Origin of the sequence: Pseudomonas sp. G(2018), assembly GCF_005502415.1 — a bacterium.
In the GTDB taxonomy this organism is placed as follows: Bacteria; Pseudomonadota; Gammaproteobacteria; order Pseudomonadales; family Pseudomonadaceae; genus Aquipseudomonas.
Map to the genome: position 1 here is coordinate 168017 of NZ_SCOO01000001.1, position 19494 is coordinate 187510.

The 19494-nt window shown below is 58.1% G+C and carries 19 protein-coding genes; 10 read left to right on the plus strand and 9 right to left on the minus strand.

Features of this window, described 5'->3' with window-relative positions:
• Positions 1 to 16: 16 nt before the first annotated feature.
• Positions 17 to 1333, minus strand: coding sequence for a nucleotide sugar dehydrogenase (locus FFS64_RS00780; RefSeq protein ID WP_137803824.1), 1317 nt, complete (start codon positions 1331 to 1333; stop codon positions 17 to 19).
• A gap of 809 nt (positions 1334 to 2142) precedes the next feature.
• Positions 2143 to 2922 carry a peroxide stress protein YaaA gene (yaaA, locus tag FFS64_RS00785; protein ID WP_095193029.1) on the minus strand — a complete coding sequence of 260 codons (780 nt, stop codon included), beginning with the start codon at positions 2920 to 2922 and terminating at the stop codon, positions 2143 to 2145.
• Between the two features lie 254 nt (positions 2923 to 3176).
• On the opposite strand from yaaA, the gene FFS64_RS00795 reads away from it, so the two are divergent.
• The 6 genes from FFS64_RS00795 to FFS64_RS00820 all read left to right on the plus strand — a co-directional run bounded on the left by FFS64_RS00795 (position 3177) and on the right by FFS64_RS00820 (position 8405).
• Positions 3177 to 4301, plus strand: a complete 1125-nt coding sequence (locus tag FFS64_RS00795) for a polysaccharide deacetylase family protein (RefSeq protein WP_137803826.1) — start codon at positions 3177 to 3179, stop codon at positions 4299 to 4301.
• A 334-nt stretch (positions 4302 to 4635) separates the two neighbouring features.
• The gene (locus FFS64_RS00800; protein ID WP_137803827.1) at positions 4636 to 6030 is read left to right on the plus strand and encodes a PhoH family protein; all 1395 of its coding nucleotides are present in this window, start codon (positions 4636 to 4638) and stop codon (positions 6028 to 6030) included.
• 150 nt (positions 6031 to 6180) lie between these two features.
• Positions 6181 to 6654, plus strand: a complete 474-nt coding sequence (moaC, locus tag FFS64_RS00805; protein ID WP_137803828.1) for a cyclic pyranopterin monophosphate synthase MoaC — start codon at positions 6181 to 6183, stop codon at positions 6652 to 6654.
• Positions 6651 to 6893: a molybdopterin converting factor subunit 1 gene (gene moaD / locus FFS64_RS00810; RefSeq protein WP_137803829.1), complete on the plus strand. Its 243-nt coding sequence runs from the start codon at positions 6651 to 6653 to the stop codon at positions 6891 to 6893. Before moaC ends, moaD begins: the two co-directional genes overlap by 4 nt.
• A 2-nt stretch (positions 6894 to 6895) precedes the next feature.
• A complete protein-coding gene (gene moaE / locus FFS64_RS00815; protein WP_137803830.1) occupies positions 6896 to 7348 on the plus strand; it encodes a molybdopterin synthase catalytic subunit MoaE in 453 nt (150 codons plus the stop codon).
• 280 nt (positions 7349 to 7628) lie between these two features.
• Positions 7629 to 8405 (plus strand): ABC transporter substrate-binding protein, encoded by a 777-nt coding sequence (locus FFS64_RS00820; RefSeq protein WP_137803831.1) that lies wholly within the window; start codon positions 7629 to 7631, stop codon positions 8403 to 8405.
• 116 nt (positions 8406 to 8521) lie between these two features.
• On the opposite strand, the gene FFS64_RS00825 is transcribed toward FFS64_RS00820, so the two are convergent.
• The 5 genes from FFS64_RS00825 to FFS64_RS00845 form a co-directional block, all read right to left on the minus strand.
• On the minus strand, positions 8522 to 9163 hold the full coding sequence (locus FFS64_RS00825; protein WP_137803832.1) for a transcriptional regulator: 642 nt from the start codon (positions 9161 to 9163) through the stop codon (positions 8522 to 8524).
• Positions 9164 to 9252: 89 nt separating this feature from the next.
• Positions 9253 to 10380, minus strand: coding sequence for an FAD-binding oxidoreductase (locus FFS64_RS00830; protein WP_137803833.1), 1128 nt, complete (start codon positions 10378 to 10380; stop codon positions 9253 to 9255).
• Positions 10381 to 10526: 146 nt separating this feature from the next.
• Complete coding sequence (locus tag FFS64_RS00835; protein ID WP_171017038.1) at positions 10527 to 11474, minus strand: ornithine cyclodeaminase family protein; 948 nt, start codon at positions 11472 to 11474, stop codon at positions 10527 to 10529.
• 141 nt (positions 11475 to 11615) lie between these two features.
• Positions 11616 to 13091, minus strand: a complete 1476-nt coding sequence (rhlB, locus tag FFS64_RS00840; RefSeq protein ID WP_137803835.1) for an ATP-dependent RNA helicase RhlB — start codon at positions 13089 to 13091, stop codon at positions 11616 to 11618.
• A gap of 110 nt (positions 13092 to 13201) precedes the next feature.
• A complete protein-coding gene (locus FFS64_RS00845) occupies positions 13202 to 13858 on the minus strand; it encodes an alpha/beta hydrolase (RefSeq protein WP_137803836.1) in 657 nt (218 codons plus the stop codon).
• Positions 13859 to 14326: 468 nt separating this feature from the next.
• On the opposite strand from FFS64_RS00845, the gene FFS64_RS00850 reads away from it, so the two are divergent.
• The 4 genes from FFS64_RS00850 (at position 14327) to FFS64_RS00865 (ending at position 18505) form a co-directional block, all read left to right on the plus strand.
• Entirely contained in the window at positions 14327 to 15358 is a 1032-nt protein-coding gene (locus tag FFS64_RS00850) for an amino acid ABC transporter substrate-binding protein (RefSeq protein WP_137803837.1), read from the plus strand.
• 65 nt (positions 15359 to 15423) lie between these two features.
• On the plus strand, positions 15424 to 16605 hold the full coding sequence (locus tag FFS64_RS00855) for an amino acid ABC transporter permease (protein ID WP_137803838.1): 1182 nt from the start codon (positions 15424 to 15426) through the stop codon (positions 16603 to 16605).
• A gap of 10 nt (positions 16606 to 16615) precedes the next feature.
• Positions 16616 to 17713 (plus strand): amino acid ABC transporter permease, encoded by a 1098-nt coding sequence (locus FFS64_RS00860; protein ID WP_137803839.1) that lies wholly within the window; start codon positions 16616 to 16618, stop codon positions 17711 to 17713.
• A gap of 27 nt (positions 17714 to 17740) precedes the next feature.
• A complete protein-coding gene (locus tag FFS64_RS00865; protein ID WP_137803840.1) occupies positions 17741 to 18505 on the plus strand; it encodes an amino acid ABC transporter ATP-binding protein in 765 nt (254 codons plus the stop codon).
• A 63-nt stretch (positions 18506 to 18568) separates the two neighbouring features.
• Here the strand turns inward: FFS64_RS00865 and FFS64_RS00870 are convergent, their stop codons facing one another.
• Complete coding sequence (locus FFS64_RS00870) at positions 18569 to 19054, minus strand: type II toxin-antitoxin system MqsA family antitoxin (protein ID WP_137803841.1); 486 nt, start codon at positions 19052 to 19054, stop codon at positions 18569 to 18571.
• Complete coding sequence (locus FFS64_RS00875) at positions 19051 to 19362, minus strand: type II toxin-antitoxin system MqsR family toxin (protein WP_137803842.1); 312 nt, start codon at positions 19360 to 19362, stop codon at positions 19051 to 19053. Before FFS64_RS00875 ends, FFS64_RS00870 begins: the two co-directional genes overlap by 4 nt.
• Positions 19363 to 19494 lie beyond the last annotated feature (132 nt).

Consider the following 19494-nt stretch of genomic DNA (forward strand, 5'->3'; position numbering starts at 1 on the left):
GAAGCTTGCGGCTGCTTTACCAGCAGATACCTTCAGCCCGGCCAGCGACGCTGGTGGCCTTGGACATGAAGCCCACCAGGTCGATCACCTGCTTGCCGTGTGGAACGTTCTTGACCAGGGCGCGGAATTTCTCGTCACGGTTGCCGAGGATGATCACGTCGGAGTTGTTGATCACCGCGTCGAAGTCGGAATCGAGCAAGGACGAGACGTGAGGGATTTTCGACTCGATGTAGTCCTTGTTCGCGCCGTGGACACGGGCGTATTCGACGTTGCTGTCGTAGATCTTCAGGTCGTAACCCTTGCCGATCAGCATTTCTGCCAGATCAACCAGCGGGCTTTCGCGCAGGTCATCGGTACCGGCCTTGAAGCTCAGGCCCAGCAGGGCGACTTTGCGTTTTTCGTGGCTGGAGACGATGTCGAAGGCGTTCTGTACCTGGGACTCGTTGCTGCGCATCAGCGAGTTGAGCAGTGGCGCCTCCACGTCCAGGGAACCGGCGCGGTAGGTCAGGGCACGCACGTCTTTTGGCAGGCAGGAACCGCCGAAGGCGAAGCCCGGGCGCATGTAGTACTGGGACAGGTTCAGGGTTTTGTCCTGGCAGACCACGTCCATCACTTCACGACCGTCGACGCCGACCGCCTTGGCGATGTTGCCGATCTCGTTGGCGAAGGTCACCTTGGTGGCGTGCCATACGTTGCAGGTGTACTTGATCATCTCGGCGACGGCGATGTCCTTGCGGATGATCGGTGCGTCGAGCTCTTCGTACAGCGATTGCAGAACATCGCCCGATGCCTTGTCGAATTCGCCGATGACCGTCATGGGTGGCTGGTCGTAGTCGGCGATGGCGGTGCTTTCGCGCAGGAACTCAGGGTTTACGGCAACGCCGAAATCGACACCGGCCTTCTTGCCGGAGCAGTCTTCGAGAATCGGGATGACAACGTTTGCGACAGTGCCCGGCAGAACGGTGCTGCGCACCACGATGGTGTGGCGGGTGGTCTTGTCACGCAGGACAAAACCGATCTCGCGGCACACGGCTTCGATGTAGTTCAGTTCCAGGTCGCCGTTTTTTTTGCTCGGCGTGCCGACGCAGATCATCGACAGATCGGTGTCGCGAATCGCCTCGGCGAAGTTGGTGGTACCGCGCAGGCGGCCCGTCTGAATACCTTGCGCCAGAAGTTCGCCCAGGCCCGGTTCAACGATTGGCGATTTGCCTGCGTTGATCATATCGATCTTGTCTTTGGCAACATCAACGCCAACGACGTCATGGCCCCGTGCAGACAGGCAACCGGCACATACAGCGCCCACGTAACCCAAACCAAATATGCTGATGCGCATCGCAAATTACCTCTGTGTTTATCAAGCCATTAGATGGCCGGAGTTAATGGTGTTCAGCGGTCATAGTGCACTCGGAAGTGCGCCTGGCAGGCGCAGTAATACCCCGTGGTGGCATTAAAGTTCCGAGTGTCTAAATAAGTGCACTCAAGGTGTGCGCAACTTGGGCTTGTTGTTATGACGTGCCCTGTTATGCAGCCGATCCTCTGTTTCGAAGATGTTCGTGCAATGTTCCTGCGCGCTCGATTTCAGGCCGTAAGCCCGTGGATCAAGCGGTTGAGTACTCGGGTGAGTACGTTATAGGGGCGCTGCCTTGGCCCTGTAGGGGATAGTTCTCATCGGTTATCTCCTGTCCTTACTATGTTGCCCAAATCAGGGATTAGTCTGCGAAAGTTAATGTGACAACTTCGCTACTTGGATCTCTGTTCTGCGTAAGTCATCTCCTACAAGATCTTTGAGAATCGTTACCGGTGGTATGAGCGGTGCATTCGAACGAAGTTCCGGCCCGCCCATCGCGAATTATGAAATTTCTTGAAATATTGAAAAGGATGGCACTGCTCTCATATTGATAGCACTTGCCGTTTCGCCCTTTATATATAGGTGGATTATTGAGGCGGATAGTTTTTTGCCACTACCGAGAAAAATTTTCAGTGCCACTACTGAAAAAAAAGATCGAAGTCGAATGAAACTAAAGTTAAAAAATCGAACGATGTATTTTTGGCGTCATTAAAATGGCGATCAAGTCGGGAAAAGTGGTGTCAATCAATGGTCGGCGCAGGCAGGATTTTCATGCCATGCGCCGACAGGATGGGTCACTCGGGGGCGTGATCGCGCAGGAACACCAGATTGTCCGGTTTAGACTGCTCGGCGCTGTAGCGATAGCCCTGGACGTCGAACTGTTTCAGGGCAGCAGGATCGTTGATGCGCTCCTCAATGACGAAGCGACTCATCATGCCTCGGGCTTTTTTCGCGTAGAAGCTAATGATCTTGTACTGACCGTTCTTCAGGTCCTTGAACTCGGTATTGATGATGCGCGCATTCAGGGCATTGCGCTTGACCGCCGAGAAGTACTCATTGGAGGCCAGGTTCAGCAGCACGTCATCGCCCTGATCGGCCAAGGCTTCGTTCAGCCATTCGCTGATGCGTGAGCCCCAGAAGGCATACAGGTCCTTGCCCCGTGCGTTGGCCAGTTTGGTGCCCATTTCCAGGCGGTAGGGTTGCATCAGGTCCAACGGACGCAGCAGGCCGTAGAGGCCCGAGAGCATGCGCAAGTGTTGCTGGGCGTAATCGAAATCGGCTTCGCTGAAGGTTTGCGCGTTCAGCCCGGTGTACACATCGCCCTTGAATGCCAGCAATGCCTGTTTGGCATTTTCCGGAGTGAATGCCGGGGTCCAGCTACCGAAGCGCGCGGCATTGAGCCCGCCGATTTTGTCGGAGACGTGCATCAACTCACTGATCTGTGCCGGCGTCAGGTCGCGCAATTGCAGGATCAGCTCCTGGGAGTGGTCGAGGTACTGCGGCTGGGTAAAGCGCTGGGTCGCCGGCGGTGTTTCGTAATCGAGGGTCTTTGCGGGTGAAATCACCATCAGCATGAAGTCGTCTCCTTTAATCGTGGGGGCGATTCTAGGGGGTTGTCCGTGTTGACTCCAGCTATCAAGTCCATAGGTGATGATCGGTGGCTATGCACCATTCCCTGTGGGAGCGGGCTTGCTCGCGAAAGCGGTGAGCCAGGCGACAACAATGTTGACTGACACTCCCTCTTCGCGAGCAAGCCCGCTCCCACAAAGAGTTCGATGGGCTGCGATCGGCTATAGTGCCGCGCGGGTTTTGTTATGGAGACATCCCATTGCGTATCGTTTTTCTAATCTCGGCGTGGCTTCTGAGCTTTGGCGCCATGGCGACGCCGGGCGACGTGGCGACGCTTGATCGCGGCACATGGCCTGAGAAGCTCAACAACCCGACGCTGTTCGACGTGGCATCACGCGCCGAAATCCTCATGTTCGCCAGGGTGCTGCTGGCCAGCGAGTCCCTGGATGAACCTGCGCTGGCTCAGCGCCTGGGCCTGCGCACGGTCAATATGGAATCGGTCAACCGCGTTCGCCAGCGCATGTGGCAACGCTTGCTGGCCAACTTCGATTTCGCCCAGCAGAGTTGCCATCAGGATGCGTCCTTCTGTTTTCTGGTAGAGGACATGCCCACCCTGCGTGAGCAGGCCGGAAAATTCCAGATCAGCGAGGACAGCTACTACATCAAGTGGGCCGAACCGAGTCGTCTGTTTCATGCCCAGTACCTGGACGAGCAGTTGCGCAAGGCTGCGCTGTTTCCGCAAGCCAGCAGCGAAGTCGATCATTTTGGCGACTACGAACGAAATGGCGACACCATGCATGACCGGCTGTTTCTGCTGACCTTCGACAGCGCCGCCAATGCCGTCCCTGACAACACGGCCTGGGTCACGGAGTACCTGCGCAAGGCAAACATGAGTGGCACGTTCTTTGTCCTTGGCAAGGACATCCAGGCGAGACTGGTGCAGGACTCGGTCGCCAGTCTGCAATCGACCTATTCAAGCCAGTGCATCGGCGTGCAGGGTTGGGAGTTCCGTTCCCACAGCCACTGGCAGGACTGGCAGGACTCGGTGCGACGCAGCGTCGATCTGGTCAAAGGCAAATTGCCGGAAAACTACGTACCGCTGTTCCGTCCGCCCGATGGCCAGCGACGCTCGGATGCCGAAGCCTTTTTCCAGTCCCAGGGCTTGCAGGTGGCACTGTGGGACATCGATGCCCAGGACGGCGCCGGCAAGCTCAAGGCCAGCCAGAGCGCGCAACGGGTGCTGACCCTGATGCTGCTGTGGCGTCATGGCGTGATCAATTTCAATGTGAAGCAGGAGGGGGTGAAAACGGCGCTGCCCTGGCTGATGACGCAAACATCACAGAGCGGAATCGGTTGGGAGGACTGTCAGAACGGTTTTCGATGAAAGCGCCGAAAGCCCATGAACATTGGGCGAAGAGCGATTTTTGGAGGGTTTTTGCTGCAGGTTGATCTCCGACTGTAAACGGGTGATGGCAGTCCGCCAAGGGTTTTTCGTCACTCTGCAAAATAAACTTCAAAAAAGCGTCAAAGTACTTTTTTCTGTCACACGTTTTGGAGTATTAGGAAGACAGACCGCCGAAACCTGCAACACAGGTGGCGTCTTCCAAGACCCGTTTGTTTGCAGTCACTTAAGTCTCCGTAGGTGAGATCGGCGGCCACTTCGAGGCGCAGCACCGCCAAGGTATTGCGTCCACTGGCTCTGACAAAGGTGACCGAGTATGGATGATCACGGACGTAGCTCTTCTTCCAACCAGCCAATCCTTTATGTACTCGATACCAACGTATTGATTCACGATCCAAACGCGCTGCTCAACTTCGAAGAACACCACGTCGCCATCCCGATGACCGTGCTGGAAGAGCTCGACAAGCTCAAGAGCGGGCATCACAGCGTTGCCGCCGAATGTCGTCAGGCCATTCGCCTGATCGACAATACCCTGGGCGATGCCTCACCCGAGGATGTCGAACAGGGCGTGCCGATCCAGCGCGGCAAGAGTGGGCCGAAAGGTTTGCTGTCAATTTTGATGAGCAAGCAGGCCGAGCCCCACCTCGTTCTGCCCGAACACCTGAACGACAACAAAATCATCAATCAGTTGATCGACCTGCACACTCGCGATCCGAAGAAGCCTGTCGTGCTGGTCACCAAAGACATCAATATGCGCCTCAAGGCCCGGGCGTGCGGGATCGCGGCCGAGGACTACAGCACCGACCAACTGGTTGATGACGTTTCGCTGCTGCCCAATGGTTATCACGAGATGAGCGGCTCCTTCTGGGACCGCGTCAGCAAGGTCGAAACCCGCCAGGGTCATGGTCGCACCTGGCATCAGGTGCAATTGATCGACAACCTGCCGGCGGTGCATATCAACGAGTTCATTATCGACGAGCAGGGGTTTGTCGGCTGGATCAAAGAGATCGAGAACGACCAGCTGCTGATCCTCGACCTGCACCAGGAACCGCTGCTGCATCAGGAAGCCTGGGGGCTGAAGCCGCGTGATATCTATCAGAGTCTGGCGTTGTTTGCCTTGCTTGATCCGGACATCCACCTGGTCAATCTCTCCGGTGCCGCCGGCTCCGGTAAAACCATCCTGGCCCTGGCGGCGGCCATTGAACAAACCATGGTCAGCAAACGCTACCGGCGGATCATCGCTACCCGCAGCGTGCAGGGCCTGGATCAGGAAATCGGCTTCCTGCCCGGCACTGAGGCGGAAAAAATGGAGCCTTGGCTGGGCGCCATCACCGACAACCTCGAAGCCTTGCACATGGATGACGAAAGCACCCATGGCAGCGTCGACTACATCCTCAGCAAAGTGCCGTTGCAGTTCAAATCCCTCAACTACATCCGGGGCCGCAGCTTCCAGCAGAGCCTGATCCTGATCGATGAATGCCAGAACCTGACACCGCACCAGATGAAAACCATCATCACCCGTGCCGGCGCCGGCTCCAAAGTGGTGTGCCTGGGCAACCTGGCACAGATCGACACTCCTTACCTGTCCGCAACCAGTTCCGGACTGACATACCTGACCGAACGCTTCAAGGATTTCCCCAACGGCGTGCACATCACCCTGCAAGGGGTTCCACGCTCGATTCTGGCCGAATACGCCGAATCGCATCTGTAAACCTTCACCCAAACCGGGCGGCCTCAAAACCGCCCGGTTTTTTCATGCCTGACCCTTAACCCACAGGGACTTGGGGGTGAACCGATAATCTTGCGTGCGGAAAATTGACCCGCAGGTTTACAATCGACGCTCCTGATCAGGAGTAATCCCGTGCTGACTCATCTCGATTCCCTAGGTCGCGCCAACATGGTCGACGTCACCGAAAAAACTGTGACGTTTCGTGAGGCGACCGCCGAAGCGCTGGTGCGCATGCTGCCCGAAACCCTGCAGATGATTGTCAGCGGCGGTCACCCCAAGGGTGATGTGTTTGCCGTGGCGCGCATTGCCGGCATTCAGGCGGCGAAGAAAACCAGTGATCTGATTCCGCTGTGTCATCCGCTGATGCTCACGGGCGTCAAGGTCGAACTCAGTGCCGAAGGCGATGACAGCGTGCGCATTGTGGCGCGCTGCAAATTGTCCGGGCAGACCGGTGTGGAAATGGAAGCGCTGACCGCCGCCAGTGTCGCCGCGCTGACCATCTACGACATGTGCAAGGCTGTCGATCGCGGCATGACCATTGAAAGCGTACGGCTGCTGGAAAAGGTCGGCGGCAAGAGCGGTCATTTCCAGGCGGATCAACCATGAATGTCACCGTAAAGTTTTTTGCCCGTTATCGTGAAGCGCTGGGTGTGGATTCAGTGAAGGTCGAAGGCCAATTCGCCACCGTCGACGACGTGCGGGCGTTACTGGCGCAACGTGAGGGTGCTGACGTGCTCCGCGAACAGAACCTGATGTGCGCGCGCAACGAAGACCTGTGCCAGCTCGACGAGCCGGTGAGCGAAGGTGATGAAGTGGCGTTTTTTCCGACGGTAACCGGAGGCTGATCATGGCGATTCGCGTGCAGTCCACGGCGTTCGATCCGGGTGCCGAAGTCAACGCCATGCACGCCGCCAATGTCGGTGTCGGTGCGGTGGTGAGTTTTGTCGGTTACGTGCGTGATTTCAATGACGGTCTCGACGTGGCCGGGATGTTCCTCGAACACTATCCGGGCATGACCGAAAAGGCCCTCGGCAAAATCGCCATCGAGGCCGAGCAGCGCTGGCCGCTGCTCAAGCTGGAAGTGTTGCATCGCATCGGTGCACTGGAGCCCGGCGAACCGATCGTCTTCGTCGGCGCAGCCAGCGCCCACCGCCAGGCCGCGTTCGATGCCTGCGCCTTTGTCATGGACTACCTGAAAACCCGCGCACCGTTCTGGAAAAAGGAAAATACCGCCGATGGCCCGCGTTGGGTCGAGGGGCGGGACAGCGATCATGCGGCGGCGGATCGCTGGAAGCAGTAAGTCCTGCATTGCTCTCGAGTACGCCATCGCGGGCAAGCCCGCTCCCACAGGTTTTCAGTGATCCCTGTGGGAGCGGGCTTGTCTGCGATGGCGTCATCCGCAGTACCAACAATCCTGTTGACTCACCTCCCGACCATTGGCTGGGCACAATCCCTTTTGCCCGATTGACGATTTATACATAAAAGTCCAGTATGGAATTATAAGTACAAAAAAGGCTTTCCCCGTTTCTGCTTTTTCTTCTGTCTTGCCAAACCAACAACAAACCCGCGAGAGAACGAATATGAAGAAGTTCCCCCTCATCACCGGTCTGGCCCTGAGCCTGTTGGCGTGCAGTAGCCTGTTTGCCGCCGAGAAAACCTTGCGCATCGGTATCGAGGCGGCTTATCCGCCGTTTGCCTCTAAAACCGAAAAAGGCGAGATCGTCGGTTTCGACTATGACATCGGCAACGCCCTGTGCGCGCAGATGCAAGTCAAGTGTGTGTGGGTCGAAAGCGAATTCGATGGTCTGATTCCTTCCCTGAAAGTGAAAAAAATCGACATGGCGCTGTCGTCCATGACGATCAACGAAGACCGCAAGAAGTCGGTGGATTTCTCCCACAAGTACTACTTCACCTCATCGCGTCTGGTGATGAAGGAAGGCGCGGTGGTGGATGACCAGTACGCCAGCCTCAAGGGCAAGGCCGTCGGCGTGCAGCGTGCGACCACCACCGACCGTTATGCCACCGAGGTGTTCGAACCCAAGGGCATCAACGTCAAGCGTTACGGTAACAACGAAGAGATCTACATGGACCTGGCGGCCGGTCGCCTGGACGCGATTTTTGCCGACACCATTCCGCTCAACGACTTCCTGTCGATGCCGCGCGGCAAAGGCTACGCGTTTGTCGGGCCGGAATTGAAGGATCCGAAATACGTGGGCGAGGGTGCCGGGATTGCCGTGCGCAAAGGCAACACCGAATTGGTCAGCCAGTTGAATTTGGCCATCGACGGCATTCGTGCCAGTGGTGAATACCAGAAGATTTCCGAGAGGTACTTCAAGTCGGACATCTACGGCGATTGATAGTCCGCTATCGCGGGCAAGCCCGCTCCCACAGGATTACGTTGATTACGACACGGACACTGTGGGAGCGGGCTTGCCCGCGATGAGGCCTTTTCAGACGCTACAAATCTCCGGGCTCAGCCCTTCAATTCCTTCAAATGTTTGTACACCGTCGCCCGTCCCATGTTCAGCACATTGGCCACATAGTTCGAAGCGCTCTTGCCTTTGAACGCGCCTTCGGCGTGCAGCGCCAACACCAGCTCGCGTTTGTGATCGCGGGTCAGCAGGTTCAGGCTCAGCTGGCGCTCGCGCAGCCAGGCGTGGAGGAAGGTGTTGATCCGCTCCTGCCAGTCATCGCGGAACAGTGAATCCGGTTGCGGGATCAATTTGGTCGGCGACAGGAACAGATCCAGCGCAGCCTTGGCATTCTCGAACAGCGAAATATTCAGATTGATGCACAGCACACCCAGCGGATGACCTTCGCTGTCGCGCAGCACGGTGCTTACGCTGCGAATATTCTGACCATCCCAATTGAGTTTTTCGTACGGCCCGATATTTCGTTCGCTGACATCTTCGCTGAGCATGTCTTCCAGCGACGAGTCATCGCCGATCTCCCGTTTCGACAGGTTGTTGGCGATGTAGTCGACCTTTTGCGTGCGCAGGTCGTGCAGCACCACCTCGGCGTGAGGAAAGAACAACGTGGCGATGGCATCGGCGATCGCCCGGAAGTTATCCAGGGAGGCGTCGTTCAGGGCCGGGTCTTTTTCGGGGGCATTCATACAGTGGGCTCCGGGCGGCTTCAGTGCCCCGTAGAACGGGGCTCTGAAAGTGTGACGCAATCATGGAGGCACGTCACCTGAAGACAATGTCAGCCCAGGCGGGCAGGGGAGAGCATGCCGGCGCTCAGGCCGAAGCGGGTGAGTTGCTCGGGCAGCGGTTTGCCGCGCACGAGGGCGGCGCTGGCCTGACCCATGGCCGGCGAGGTCTGGATGCCGTAGCCGCCCTGTGCAGCGACCCAGAACAGTCCCGGCACCTGTGGATCGAAGCCGGACAGCAAGTCGCCGTCGCTGACGAAACTGCGCAGGCCGGCCCAGGTACGGGTCGGGCGGCGGATGGTCAGGGTCGTGGCCTCTTCGATCTGGTAAATGCCCATGGCGATGTCCAGCTCTTCGGGCTGCACGTCGTGGGGTTCCACCGGGTCGGCGTTGGCGGGCGAGCCGAGGAACATCCCGGCGTCGGGTTTCATGTAGAAGGATTCGTCGAGGCTGACCAGCATTGGCCAATGATGGATGTCCACGCCTTCGGGGCCAGCGAAGATGAAGGCCGCGCGACGCTTGGGTTGCAGGCCCAGCGGCTTGGCGCCGGCCAGCTCACCGATTTTGTCGGCCCAGGCGCCCGCAGCATTGATGACGACCGGCGCGCTGAAGGTTTGGGTGTTGGTCTGTACCTGCCAGATACCTTCGGCGTCACGGCTCAGGCCCTGTACTTCGCAGTCGGTGTGTACTTCGCCTTTGTTGCGGCGGATGCCGCGCAGATAGCCCTGGTGCAGGGCATCGGTATCGATGTCGCTGGCGGTCGGGTCGTAGATCGCGCCGTGGACTTTCTCCCGGCGCAGAATCGGCAGGCGTGCGCAGGCTTCTTCGGCGCTGAGCAGTTGCATCTCTGGCACTGTGGCTTTCGCGCTCAGGTACTGGTTGTTCAATTCGGCTGGATCACCGGTGAAGTCCACGGTCATCTCGCCGCGTGGGGTCAGCAACGGGTGTTCGCAGAAACCGCTTGGCGGGGCGTCGAAAAAATCGCGGCTGGCCTGGGTCAGGGCGCGAACCTGAGGCGTGCCATAGGCGGCGGTGAACAGCGCGGCTGAGCGACCGGTGGAGTGATAGGCCGGATGGGATTCGCGTTCGAGCACGATCACGCGCCCATGCTGCGACAGCCAGAAACCGGTGGAAGCGCCGGCAATCCCGCCGCCGATGATGATGAAGTCTGCCTGGCTCATGAACGTCTCCTGATCAAGCGTAAATGCAATTAATGTAGAGGAACCCTGTGGGAGCGGGCTTGCCCGCGATTGCATCGCCGCGGTCTGTCTGACAGACCGCGGCGTCTGTATCGCGGGCAAGCCCACTCCCACAGGGTTTTGAGGTGTTAGTGCTGAAGGTGATAAATGGCATTGGCCAGCGCAATGTCTTCCAGGCCCAGGCCGATGGAGCGGAAGAACACGTGGCGGTCGTAGTCGGGGCGCTGCACCTTGTTGCTGAGCAGGTCCGGCAGGTCGCCGACGATCGCGTTTTTATTCCAGCCATGTTGTTCGCCAGCGATCAGCATTTCGCCGGCCGAGCCCGGGGTAGTCTGACGATAATCGCAGAACACCCGCATGTCGTTGAGACACTGCGGCGGCAGTTCATGGGCGCGCGGTGCGTTGGTGCTGATGGAGGTAATCAGCGCTGGTTTGCTCAAGTGAGACGGGTCGATCACGGGACCTGCGGACGAGGTGCAGAGCATGATCACGTCGGCATCCTGGATCGCGGCATCACGAGTGTCAGCGATGGTCAGGCGCGAATCGAGCTGTTTGAGCTGCGCCAGTTCTTCAGAATTCTTGTCGCTCAGGCTTGGCGAGTACAGGCTGATGCTCTGCCAGTCCCGCAGGTTTTTCACGTAATGCAAGTGCGCCTGGGCCACTTTGCCGCTGCCGATGATCGCCAGGCGAGCCGCTTTCAGCGGTGCGAGGGCATCGACGGCCACGGCAGTGGTCGCGGCGGTGCGTGCCGTTGTCAGCTCACCGGCATCACAGAGCAGCAGCGGTTGGCCGGTCTGCATCGACATCAGCAAGGTCCAGGCGGTCACCAGCGGCCCCTGTTCGCGCACGATATACGGCGAAGTCTTGACCCCGTACACGCCATCTTCGGCCAGCACACCCAGATAGTTGATGAAATCGCCAGCACCCTGTGGAAACTCCACCAGCTGTTGCGCCGGTTGCACCGCTTGCCCGGCAGCCAGGTCGCGGAACAGTTTGCGCAGGATCTGCGGCACGTCGACTTGCGTCAGCAGTTCGCGGGCCTGGGGTTGGGTGATCACGTAAGGGGTGCTGGACATGGTCGGCTCCGGGAGCGGCAAGTAAACTAATTTGTCCATTATGGACTTTTAGATATGTCTAGCAAGCTCTTCACGACGAAAAGTCAGACGAAAAAAAAGCGCAGTCCGTTTCCGGCTGCGCCTCTTTCTGCACATCGTCAGTTAGTGACGTTTGCGCTCTACCGCCCGCAGTAGATGTGTCGGTGGTGTTTCGCAGCTGATTTTGCGACCCAGCAACGCCTCGATGGACGGTAGCTGGTAGGAGTCGTCTTCGCCGGCAAAACTGATGGACACGCCATCGGCGCCGGCGCGACCGGTACGACCAATGCGGTGCACGTAATCGTCCGGGACTTCCGGCAGGGTGAAGTTGATCACATGGCTGATGCCGTCGATGTGGATGCCGCGACCGGCCACATCGGTTGCCACCAGCACGCGGATCTTGCCTTCGCGGAAACCTTCCAGGGTCTTGATGCGCTTGTGCTGCGGCACGTCGCCGGACAGCTGCGCGGCGTTGATGCCATCGCGCACCAGGCGTTCTTCGATGCGTCGCACTTCATCCTTGCGGTTGGCAAAGACGATGACCCGCTCCCACCCGTTGTCGTTGACCAGGTTGTAGAGCAGTTTGTATTTGTCGGCACCGGCCACCGCGTAGATGTGCTGCTCGACGTTTTCGCTGGCCACGTTGGTGACTTCGATTTCGACGATCGCCGGGTCTGTGGTCCATTGCTTGGCCAGGTTCATCACGTCTTCGGTGAAAGTCGCGGAGAACAGCAGCGTTTGGCGCTCGCTCTTGGGCGGGGTCTGGCGAATGATCTGGCGCACCTGCGGGATGAATCCCATGTCGAGCATGCGGTCGGCTTCGTCCAGCACCATGACTTCGACCATGTCCAGGTGCACATCGCCGCGCTGGTTGAAGTCCAGCAGGCGGCCGGGGGTGGCCACGAGGATGTCGCAGTGACGGGCTTCGAGGTGTTTGAGCTGCTTGTCGAAGTCCATGCCTCCCACGAACGTCATGACGTTGAGGCCGGTGTATTTGGTCAGGTCCGCCGCATCCTTGGCGATCTGCACCACCAACTCGCGGGTCGGCGCGATGATCAATGCCCGGGGCTCGCCCATGTAGCGCTCTTTCGGCGGCGGGGTTTGCAGCAACTGGGTGATGATCGAAATCAGGAACGCCGCGGTTTTGCCGGTGCCTGTCTGGGCGCGGCCGATGGCGTCTTTGCCGGCGAGGGTGAAGCCCAGCACCTGCGCCTGGATTGGCGTGCAATACGGAAAGCCCAGGTCCTGGATGGCGTGCATCAGTTCCGGAGCGAGTTTGAAATCGTGGAAACGGGTTTTGCCTTCCTGGGGTTCGACGACGAAGTCTTCGAGTTTCCATGGAATGACTGGCGCCTTGGGCTTGGGTTCGCGACGCGGTTTGGCGGGTTTGGGTGCTTCACTGCGCACAGGTTCGGCAACGGTAACGGCGGCAGAAACAGGTTTGGGTTCATGTTTCGGTGCGGCTGCGGGAGCGTGGTGGTCGGCCTGGCTGGCGTCGCTGCGATGGCCGTGGGAGTGCGACGGCGCGCTGGGGACTGGCGCGAGTTGCTCAGTCTCGCTTTTACCGAACATTTTCTTGAGTGCTTTGAGCACGGTCATCTCATCAATTGGTTAAGGAATATACGCCGGCCAGTGTAATGCAAGAATCGGGCGCGGCGTAGAGGGATGGATCAAAGGGCGCTTTTAAACAAAAAGAGCAACATAAAGGCTTAACGCAAACGTTCGGCCAGCCAGACCCCGATGTCGCGAATTTCCTCGGGTAACACTTCGTGGCCCATTGGGTATTCCTGCCATGTCACGGTGACACCATGCTGCTTCAGATACTCATAGGCGGTACGGCCCATCGAATTCTGCACCACGTCATCGTACTGGCCATGCAACGACAGCACAGGAATGCGCTGCTGGCTGGCGGACAATTCAAGCTCATCGCTGAAGGTCGGTGCGTAGGTAGAGAGGGCAAGTACGCCACCCAACGGTCCCTGCCATTTCACAAACGCGGCGTGTAGAGCCACTGCGCCACCCTGGGAAAAACCTGCCAGGAAAATCCGCGAGGCGTCTATTCCAGCGGCTCGCTGCACATCGATCAAATGAATGATCCTCTGTGCCGACTCTTCCAGTTGATCGCGGTTGATCGCGCGCGCCGGGCTCATGGCCAATATGTCGTACCAGCTGGGCATCTCGTAGCCACCGTTGATGGTAACGGCGCAGGTCGGGGCCTGAGGCAGAACGAAGCGGGTGGATAACAGCGTTTCCTGCAGCGCCTCGGCGACCGGCAGGAAGTCATATCGATCGGCGCCGAGGCCATGCAGCCAGATGACGCAGGCGTCTGCGGGCTTGACGGGTTCTAGAATCAGGGGCTCGGTCATGGCTGCTCCAAATGTGTGCGTGCGCTCTCATTGAGTGCGGGGCGTGAGTGCGCGTCTGGTTGATCAGTTACGAAGATGTCGCAAGGTTACAAGTTTTGCTATTGACCTGTCGCTTAACCGCTTTGGCGGCCGGTGTGGTACGGGCTTTGCTATAGGGAAGCTGGTACGAAAATCCCACATCTGTCGGTAACACTATCAGGCCATTTTTGGCAGTGGGATAGCAAAAAATCCGGTGATGGATGTTCGCCAGTGGCCGCTACGGGCTTCGCGAACTTGAAAGGGCTACAGCCCGTTCGGCCGATTGGTGAGAAGTGAGTTGTCCATTTTGTGGATTTTCTCCTACTAGACTCATAGCTACGGTCTCTACGTCGGTTGACCCTAAAACAAGCCAACTCGGGTCGACAACGCCTCAAAAGGGTGCGACAGGACTCACGCTCCGACACAACAAGAGCAAAACTGGAGGTTTGAATGAAGATGTTGAAATCCACTCTGGCGATCGTGACTGCAGCCGCAGTACTCGGTGTCAGCGGGTTCGCTCAGGCGGGTGCAACCCTGGATGCAGTGAAGAAGAAAGGTTTCGTGCAGTGTGGCGTCAGCGATGGCCTGCCAGGTTTCTCGGTTCCGGATTCCACCGGCAAGATCGTGGGCATCGATGCTGACTTCTGCCGCGCTGTGGCCGCTGCCGTGTTCGGCGACGCGACCAAGGTCAAGTTCAGTCAGTTGAACGCCAAGGAGCGTTTCACCGCTCTGCAGTCGGGCGAAATCGACATCCTGTCGCGCAACACCACCATGACCAGCTCCCGTGACGCCGGCATGGGTCTCAAGTTCCCGGGCTTCATCACTTACTACGATGGCATCGGCTTCCTGGTAAACAACAAGCTCGGCGTGAAAAGCGCCAAAGAGCTGGATGGCGCGACCATCTGCATCCAGGCCGGTACCACCACCGAGCTGAACGTTTCCGACTACTTCCGCGGTAACGGTCTGAAATACACCCCGATCACTTTCGACACCTCCGATGAAAGCGCCAAGTCGCTGGAATCCGGTCGTTGCGACGTGCTGACCTCCGACAAGTCCCAACTGTTCGCCCAGCGCAGCAAGCTGGCTTCGCCGAAGGACTACGTGGTTCTGCCGGAAACCATTTCCAAGGAGCCTCTGGGTCCGGTCGTGCGTAACGGCGACGACGAGTGGCTGGCCGTGGTGCGCTGGACTGGCTACGCGCTGCTCAACACCGAAGAAGCGGGTATCAGCTCGAAGAACGTCGAAGCCGAAGCCAAGGCCACCAAGAACCCGGATGTCGCTCGTATGCTCGGCGCTGACGGTGAATACGGCAAGGACCTGAAACTGCCGAAAGACTGGGTCGTGCAGATCGTCAAGCAAGTCGGTAACTACGGCGAAATCTTCGAGAAAAACCTCGGCAAGAGCACTCCGCTGGAAATCGACCGCGGGCTGAACGCTCTGTGGAACGCTGGCGGCATTCAATACGCACCACCAGTGCGCTGATGGTTCTATCACCCGGTAGGCCAACTGCCGGGTGATGTTCTGTTCCATTATTTCCGGGGCACTTCATGCAAAATTCAATCGGCGCACCAAAGCAGAGGCTCAGCCTCAGCGATCCAAAAGTGCGTGCGTGGCTCTTCCAGATCATCACCATTGTCGCGGTGGTCTCGATGGGCTGGTACTTGTTCGATAACACGCAGACCAACCTTCAGCACCGGGGCATTACCTCCGGTTTCGACTTTCTGGAGCGCAGTGCCGGATTCGGCATCGCTCAACACCTGATCTCCTACACCGAAGCGGACAGTTATGCCCGTGTGTTCGTGATCGGCCTGCTCAACACGTTGCTGGTGACCTTCATCGGCGTGATCCTGGCGACCATCCTCGGCTTCATCGTCGGCGTGGCCCGACTGTCGAAGAACTGGATCATCGCCAAACTGGCGACGGTGTACGTGGAGGTTTTCCGTAACATCCCGCCACTGTTGCAGATCCTGTTCTGGTACTTCGCGGTGTTCCTGACCATGCCGGGGCCGCGCAACAGCCATAACTTCGGCGACACCTTCTTCGTCAGCAGCCGTGGCCTGAACATGCCGGCCGCGCTGATGGCCGATGGGTTCTGGCCGTTTGTGATCAGCATCGTCGTGGCCATCGTCGCCATCGTGCTGATGACCCGCTGGGCCAACAAGCGTTTCGAAGCAACCGGCGAGCCGTTCCACAAGTTCTGGGTCGGCCTGGCGTTGTTCCTGGTGATCCCGGCGCTGTGCGCCTTGATCTTCGGTGCACCTGTGCACTGGGAAATGCCGCAGCTCAAGGGTTTCAACTTCGTCGGTGGCTGGGTACTGATCCCGGAACTGCTGGCCTTGACCCTGGCCCTGACGGTGTATACCGCGGCGTTCATCGCCGAGATCGTGCGTTCGGGCATCAAGTCGGTCAGCCACGGCCAGACCGAAGCGGCTCACTCGCTCGGCCTGCGCAACGGCCCGACCCTGCGCAAGGTGATCATCCCGCAAGCCCTGCGCGTGATCATTCCACCGCTGACCAGCCAATACCTGAACCTGGCGAAGAACTCGTCGCTGGCGGCCGGTATCGGTTATCCGGAAATGGTTTCGTTGTTTGCAGGCACCGTGCTGAACCAGACCGGGCAGGCGATCGAAGTGATTGCCATCACCATGAGCGTGTACCTGGCGATCAGTATCAGCATTTCCCTGCTGATGAACTGGTACAACAAGCGCATTGCGCTGATCGAGCGGTAAGGAAAAGCGCATGAGTACTCATACTTTCAAACCTGACATGCCCCCACCGGGCCGCAGCATCGGTGCCGTGGCGTGGATGCGCGCGAACATGTTCTCCAGCTGGCTCAACACCCTGCTGACCCTGTTTGCGTTCTACCTCATCTATCTGGTGGTTCCGCCGATCCTGCAATGGGCGATCCTCGATGCCAACTGGGTCGGCACCTCCCAGGCCGACTGCACCAAGGACGGCGCTTGCTGGGTGTTCATCCAGCAGCGTTTCGGCCAGTTCATGTACGGCTATTATCCGCCGGCACTGCGCTGGCGCGTGGACCTGACCGTGTGGCTGGCGGTTATCGGCGTGGCACCCTTGTTCATCTCGCGCTTCCACCATAAAGCCGTGTACGGCCTGAGCTTCCTGGTGCTGTACCCGATCATTGCCTGGTGCCTGTTGCACGGCGGCGTTTTCGGCCTGACCCAGGTGGCTACCAGCCAATGGGGCGGGCTGATGCTGACCCTGGTGATCGCCACCGTCGGTATTGCCGGTGCGCTGCCCCTGGGGATTGTCCTGGCGCTGGGCCGTCGTTCGAACATGCCGGCGATTCGTGTGGTCTGCGTGACCTTCATCGAATTCTGGCGCGGCGTGCCGTTGATCACGGTGCTGTTCATGTCCTCGGTAATGCTGCCGTTGTTCCTGCCTGAAGGCATGAACTTCGACAAGCTGCTGCGGGCACTGATCGGCGTGATCCTGTTCCAGTCAGCCTACGTGGCAGAAGTGGTGCGCGGCGGTCTGCAAGCGATTCCCAAAGGGCAGTACGAAGCGGCCGCGGCGATGGGCCTGGGTTACTGGCGCAGCATGGGCCTGGTGATTCTGCCGCAAGCCCTGAAGCTGGTGATCCCCGGCATCGTCAACACCTTCATCGCGCTGTTCAAGGACACGAGCCTGGTGATCATCATCGGTCTGTTCGACTTGCTCAACAGCGTCAAGCAAGCCGCCGCCGACCCGAAATGGCTGGGCATGGCCACTGAAGGCTATGTGTTTGCAGCCCTGGTGTTCTGGATTTTCTGTTTTGGTATGTCCCGCTACTCCATGCATTTGGAACGCAAGCTGGACACAGGCCACAAGCGCTAAGTCGCTACCTATTTAGGACGTTTTCCGATGAGCGAAGCAATCAAACAGCCTGTGAACCCTGAAGGCATTATTCAGATGCAGGGCGTGAACAAGTGGTACGGCCAGTTCCACGTGTTGAAAGATATCAACCTGAACGTCAAGCAGGGCGAGCGTATCGTGCTGTGCGGCCCGTCGGGTTCCGGCAAGTCCACCACCATTCGTTGCCTCAACCGTCTGGAAGAACACCAGCAGGGCCGCATCGTGGTCGATGGCGTGGAGCTGACCAACGACCTCAAGCAGATCGAAGCGATCCGCCGTGAAGTCGGCATGGTGTTCCAGCACTTCAACCTGTTCCCGCACCTGACCATTTTGCAGAACTGCACCCTGGCGCCGATGTGGGTGCGCAAGATGCCCAAGCGCAAGGCCGAGGAAATCGCCATGCACTACCTGGAACGCGTACGCATTCCGGAGCAGGCGCACAAGTATCCGGGGCAACTGTCAGGTGGTCAGCAACAGCGTGTGGCGATTGCACGTGCGCTGTGCATGAAGCCGAAAATCATGCTGTTCGACGAACCGACGTCGGCACTCGACCCGGAGATGGTGAAAGAAGTACTCGACACCATGATCGGCCTGGCCGAAGACGGCATGACCATGCTTTGCGTGACCCACGAAATGGGCTTCGCCCGCACCGTGGCCAACCGCGTGATCTTCATGGACAAGGGTGAAATCGTCGAACAGGCTGCGCCGAACGACTTCTTCGACAACCCGCAGAATGATCGGACCAAGTTGTTCTTGAGCCAGATTTTGCATTGATCGGCATTTGGCGTTGAAATAAACCCGGACGTGTTCCGGGTTTATTTTTGCCTGATTTCCGCGTCAGGCCTTCACGGTTTCCTGTTCGGGGAAGCGTTCGGCTAACAAACGCTTCAAATCAGTTCCTTCGTTCAGTGCTTGTACTTCTGCCAGTAAATGAGGGTGACGATCCAGCAGGCGCATCAATGTGAACAGCGGTTGTGGCGGGGCGAGTTCGCCGCGTTCGTAACGGGAAAAGGCATTGTGCCCGCCGCCTGAAAGCAATTTGACTGCGTCTTTTTGTGTGAGGTGCAGTTTGCGGCGGATGCGTCTCATCTCGGAGCCCATGACCTGGAAGCAGTCTTCAAGCAGCTTGTCGCTTGCATCGGAATAGCGATCAGCGCTGTCAGTGTCGTGATCGAATTCGATTTCACCACAGACCTGGCACTCCCATCCGGCAATATCATGTATTAACCGTGCAACCTGCTTATAGTCGATAGTAAAAGTGCGGCCAACAAAGTGATGCATTCCCTTGTGAGTGCCGCAGTTAACGCATTGCTGTGTTTTCATGGGTACCTCTCCTTGAAGGAGATTACCGGATGCCCACCGCCGGCGCGGTAAGTCACTTTGATGTAGATCTCCCGATCCTGAAAAGTCGTGTGATACACGTCTTGCCATACTCGATGATCAGCGTAGGTGGTCATCGATTTGTGCAGCATTTTGTACTCCAGCAAGCAAACGGTTCGTAGCATCTGAGTAATGCTTAAGGACATTTTTCGACCCCCCTCTCGGGCGGTCATTGTGAATGCTTTGCTTCCCAGCCTGATGACCTCCGCCTTGATTACCGCCAAGTCATAATGGGGTGTGTTCTTTTCCATAAGAAACCCTAACCCTATCCATAAAATTACCCTTTAAGGGTAATTTTGACTAATCGAAAATCCCGCTTCTTTTTCCTCCCTCTGACCGTAGGCGGTTGCCGTCCTACGTGAAGCTGACTAACATGTCAGAAA

What these genes read in the sequence shown, in the direction of transcription:
- FFS64_RS00780 (WP_137803824.1), bottom strand. Translation starts at nt 1,333, where the DNA reads ATGCGCATCAGCATATTTGGTTTGGGTTACGTGGGCGCTGTATGTGCC.
- yaaA (WP_095193029.1), bottom strand. Translation starts at nt 2,922, where the DNA reads ATGCTGATGGTGATTTCACCCGCAAAGACCCTCGATTACGAAACACCG.
- FFS64_RS00800 (WP_137803827.1), top strand. Translation starts at nt 4,636, where the DNA reads ATGGATGATCACGGACGTAGCTCTTCTTCCAACCAGCCAATCCTTTAT.
- moaD (WP_137803829.1), top strand. Translation starts at nt 6,651, where the DNA reads ATGAATGTCACCGTAAAGTTTTTTGCCCGTTATCGTGAAGCGCTGGGT.
- moaE (WP_137803830.1), top strand. Translation starts at nt 6,896, where the DNA reads ATGGCGATTCGCGTGCAGTCCACGGCGTTCGATCCGGGTGCCGAAGTC.
- FFS64_RS00820 (WP_137803831.1), top strand. Translation starts at nt 7,629, where the DNA reads ATGAAGAAGTTCCCCCTCATCACCGGTCTGGCCCTGAGCCTGTTGGCG.
- FFS64_RS00825 (WP_137803832.1), bottom strand. Translation starts at nt 9,163, where the DNA reads ATGAATGCCCCCGAAAAAGACCCGGCCCTGAACGACGCCTCCCTGGAT.
- FFS64_RS00830 (WP_137803833.1), bottom strand. Translation starts at nt 10,380, where the DNA reads ATGAGCCAGGCAGACTTCATCATCATCGGCGGCGGGATTGCCGGCGCT.
- FFS64_RS00835 (WP_171017038.1), bottom strand. Translation starts at nt 11,474, where the DNA reads ATGTCCAGCACCCCTTACGTGATCACCCAACCCCAGGCCCGCGAACTG.
- rhlB (WP_137803835.1), bottom strand. Translation starts at nt 13,091, where the DNA reads ATGACCGTGCTCAAAGCACTCAAGAAAATGTTCGGTAAAAGCGAGACT.
- FFS64_RS00845 (WP_137803836.1), bottom strand. Translation starts at nt 13,858, where the DNA reads ATGACCGAGCCCCTGATTCTAGAACCCGTCAAGCCCGCAGACGCCTGC.
- FFS64_RS00850 (WP_137803837.1), top strand. Translation starts at nt 14,327, where the DNA reads ATGAAGATGTTGAAATCCACTCTGGCGATCGTGACTGCAGCCGCAGTA.
- FFS64_RS00855 (WP_137803838.1), top strand. Translation starts at nt 15,424, where the DNA reads ATGCAAAATTCAATCGGCGCACCAAAGCAGAGGCTCAGCCTCAGCGAT.
- FFS64_RS00860 (WP_137803839.1), top strand. Translation starts at nt 16,616, where the DNA reads ATGAGTACTCATACTTTCAAACCTGACATGCCCCCACCGGGCCGCAGC.
- FFS64_RS00865 (WP_137803840.1), top strand. Translation starts at nt 17,741, where the DNA reads ATGAGCGAAGCAATCAAACAGCCTGTGAACCCTGAAGGCATTATTCAG.
- FFS64_RS00870 (WP_137803841.1), bottom strand. Translation starts at nt 19,054, where the DNA reads ATGAAAACACAGCAATGCGTTAACTGCGGCACTCACAAGGGAATGCAT.
- FFS64_RS00875 (WP_137803842.1), bottom strand. Translation starts at nt 19,362, where the DNA reads ATGGAAAAGAACACACCCCATTATGACTTGGCGGTAATCAAGGCGGAG.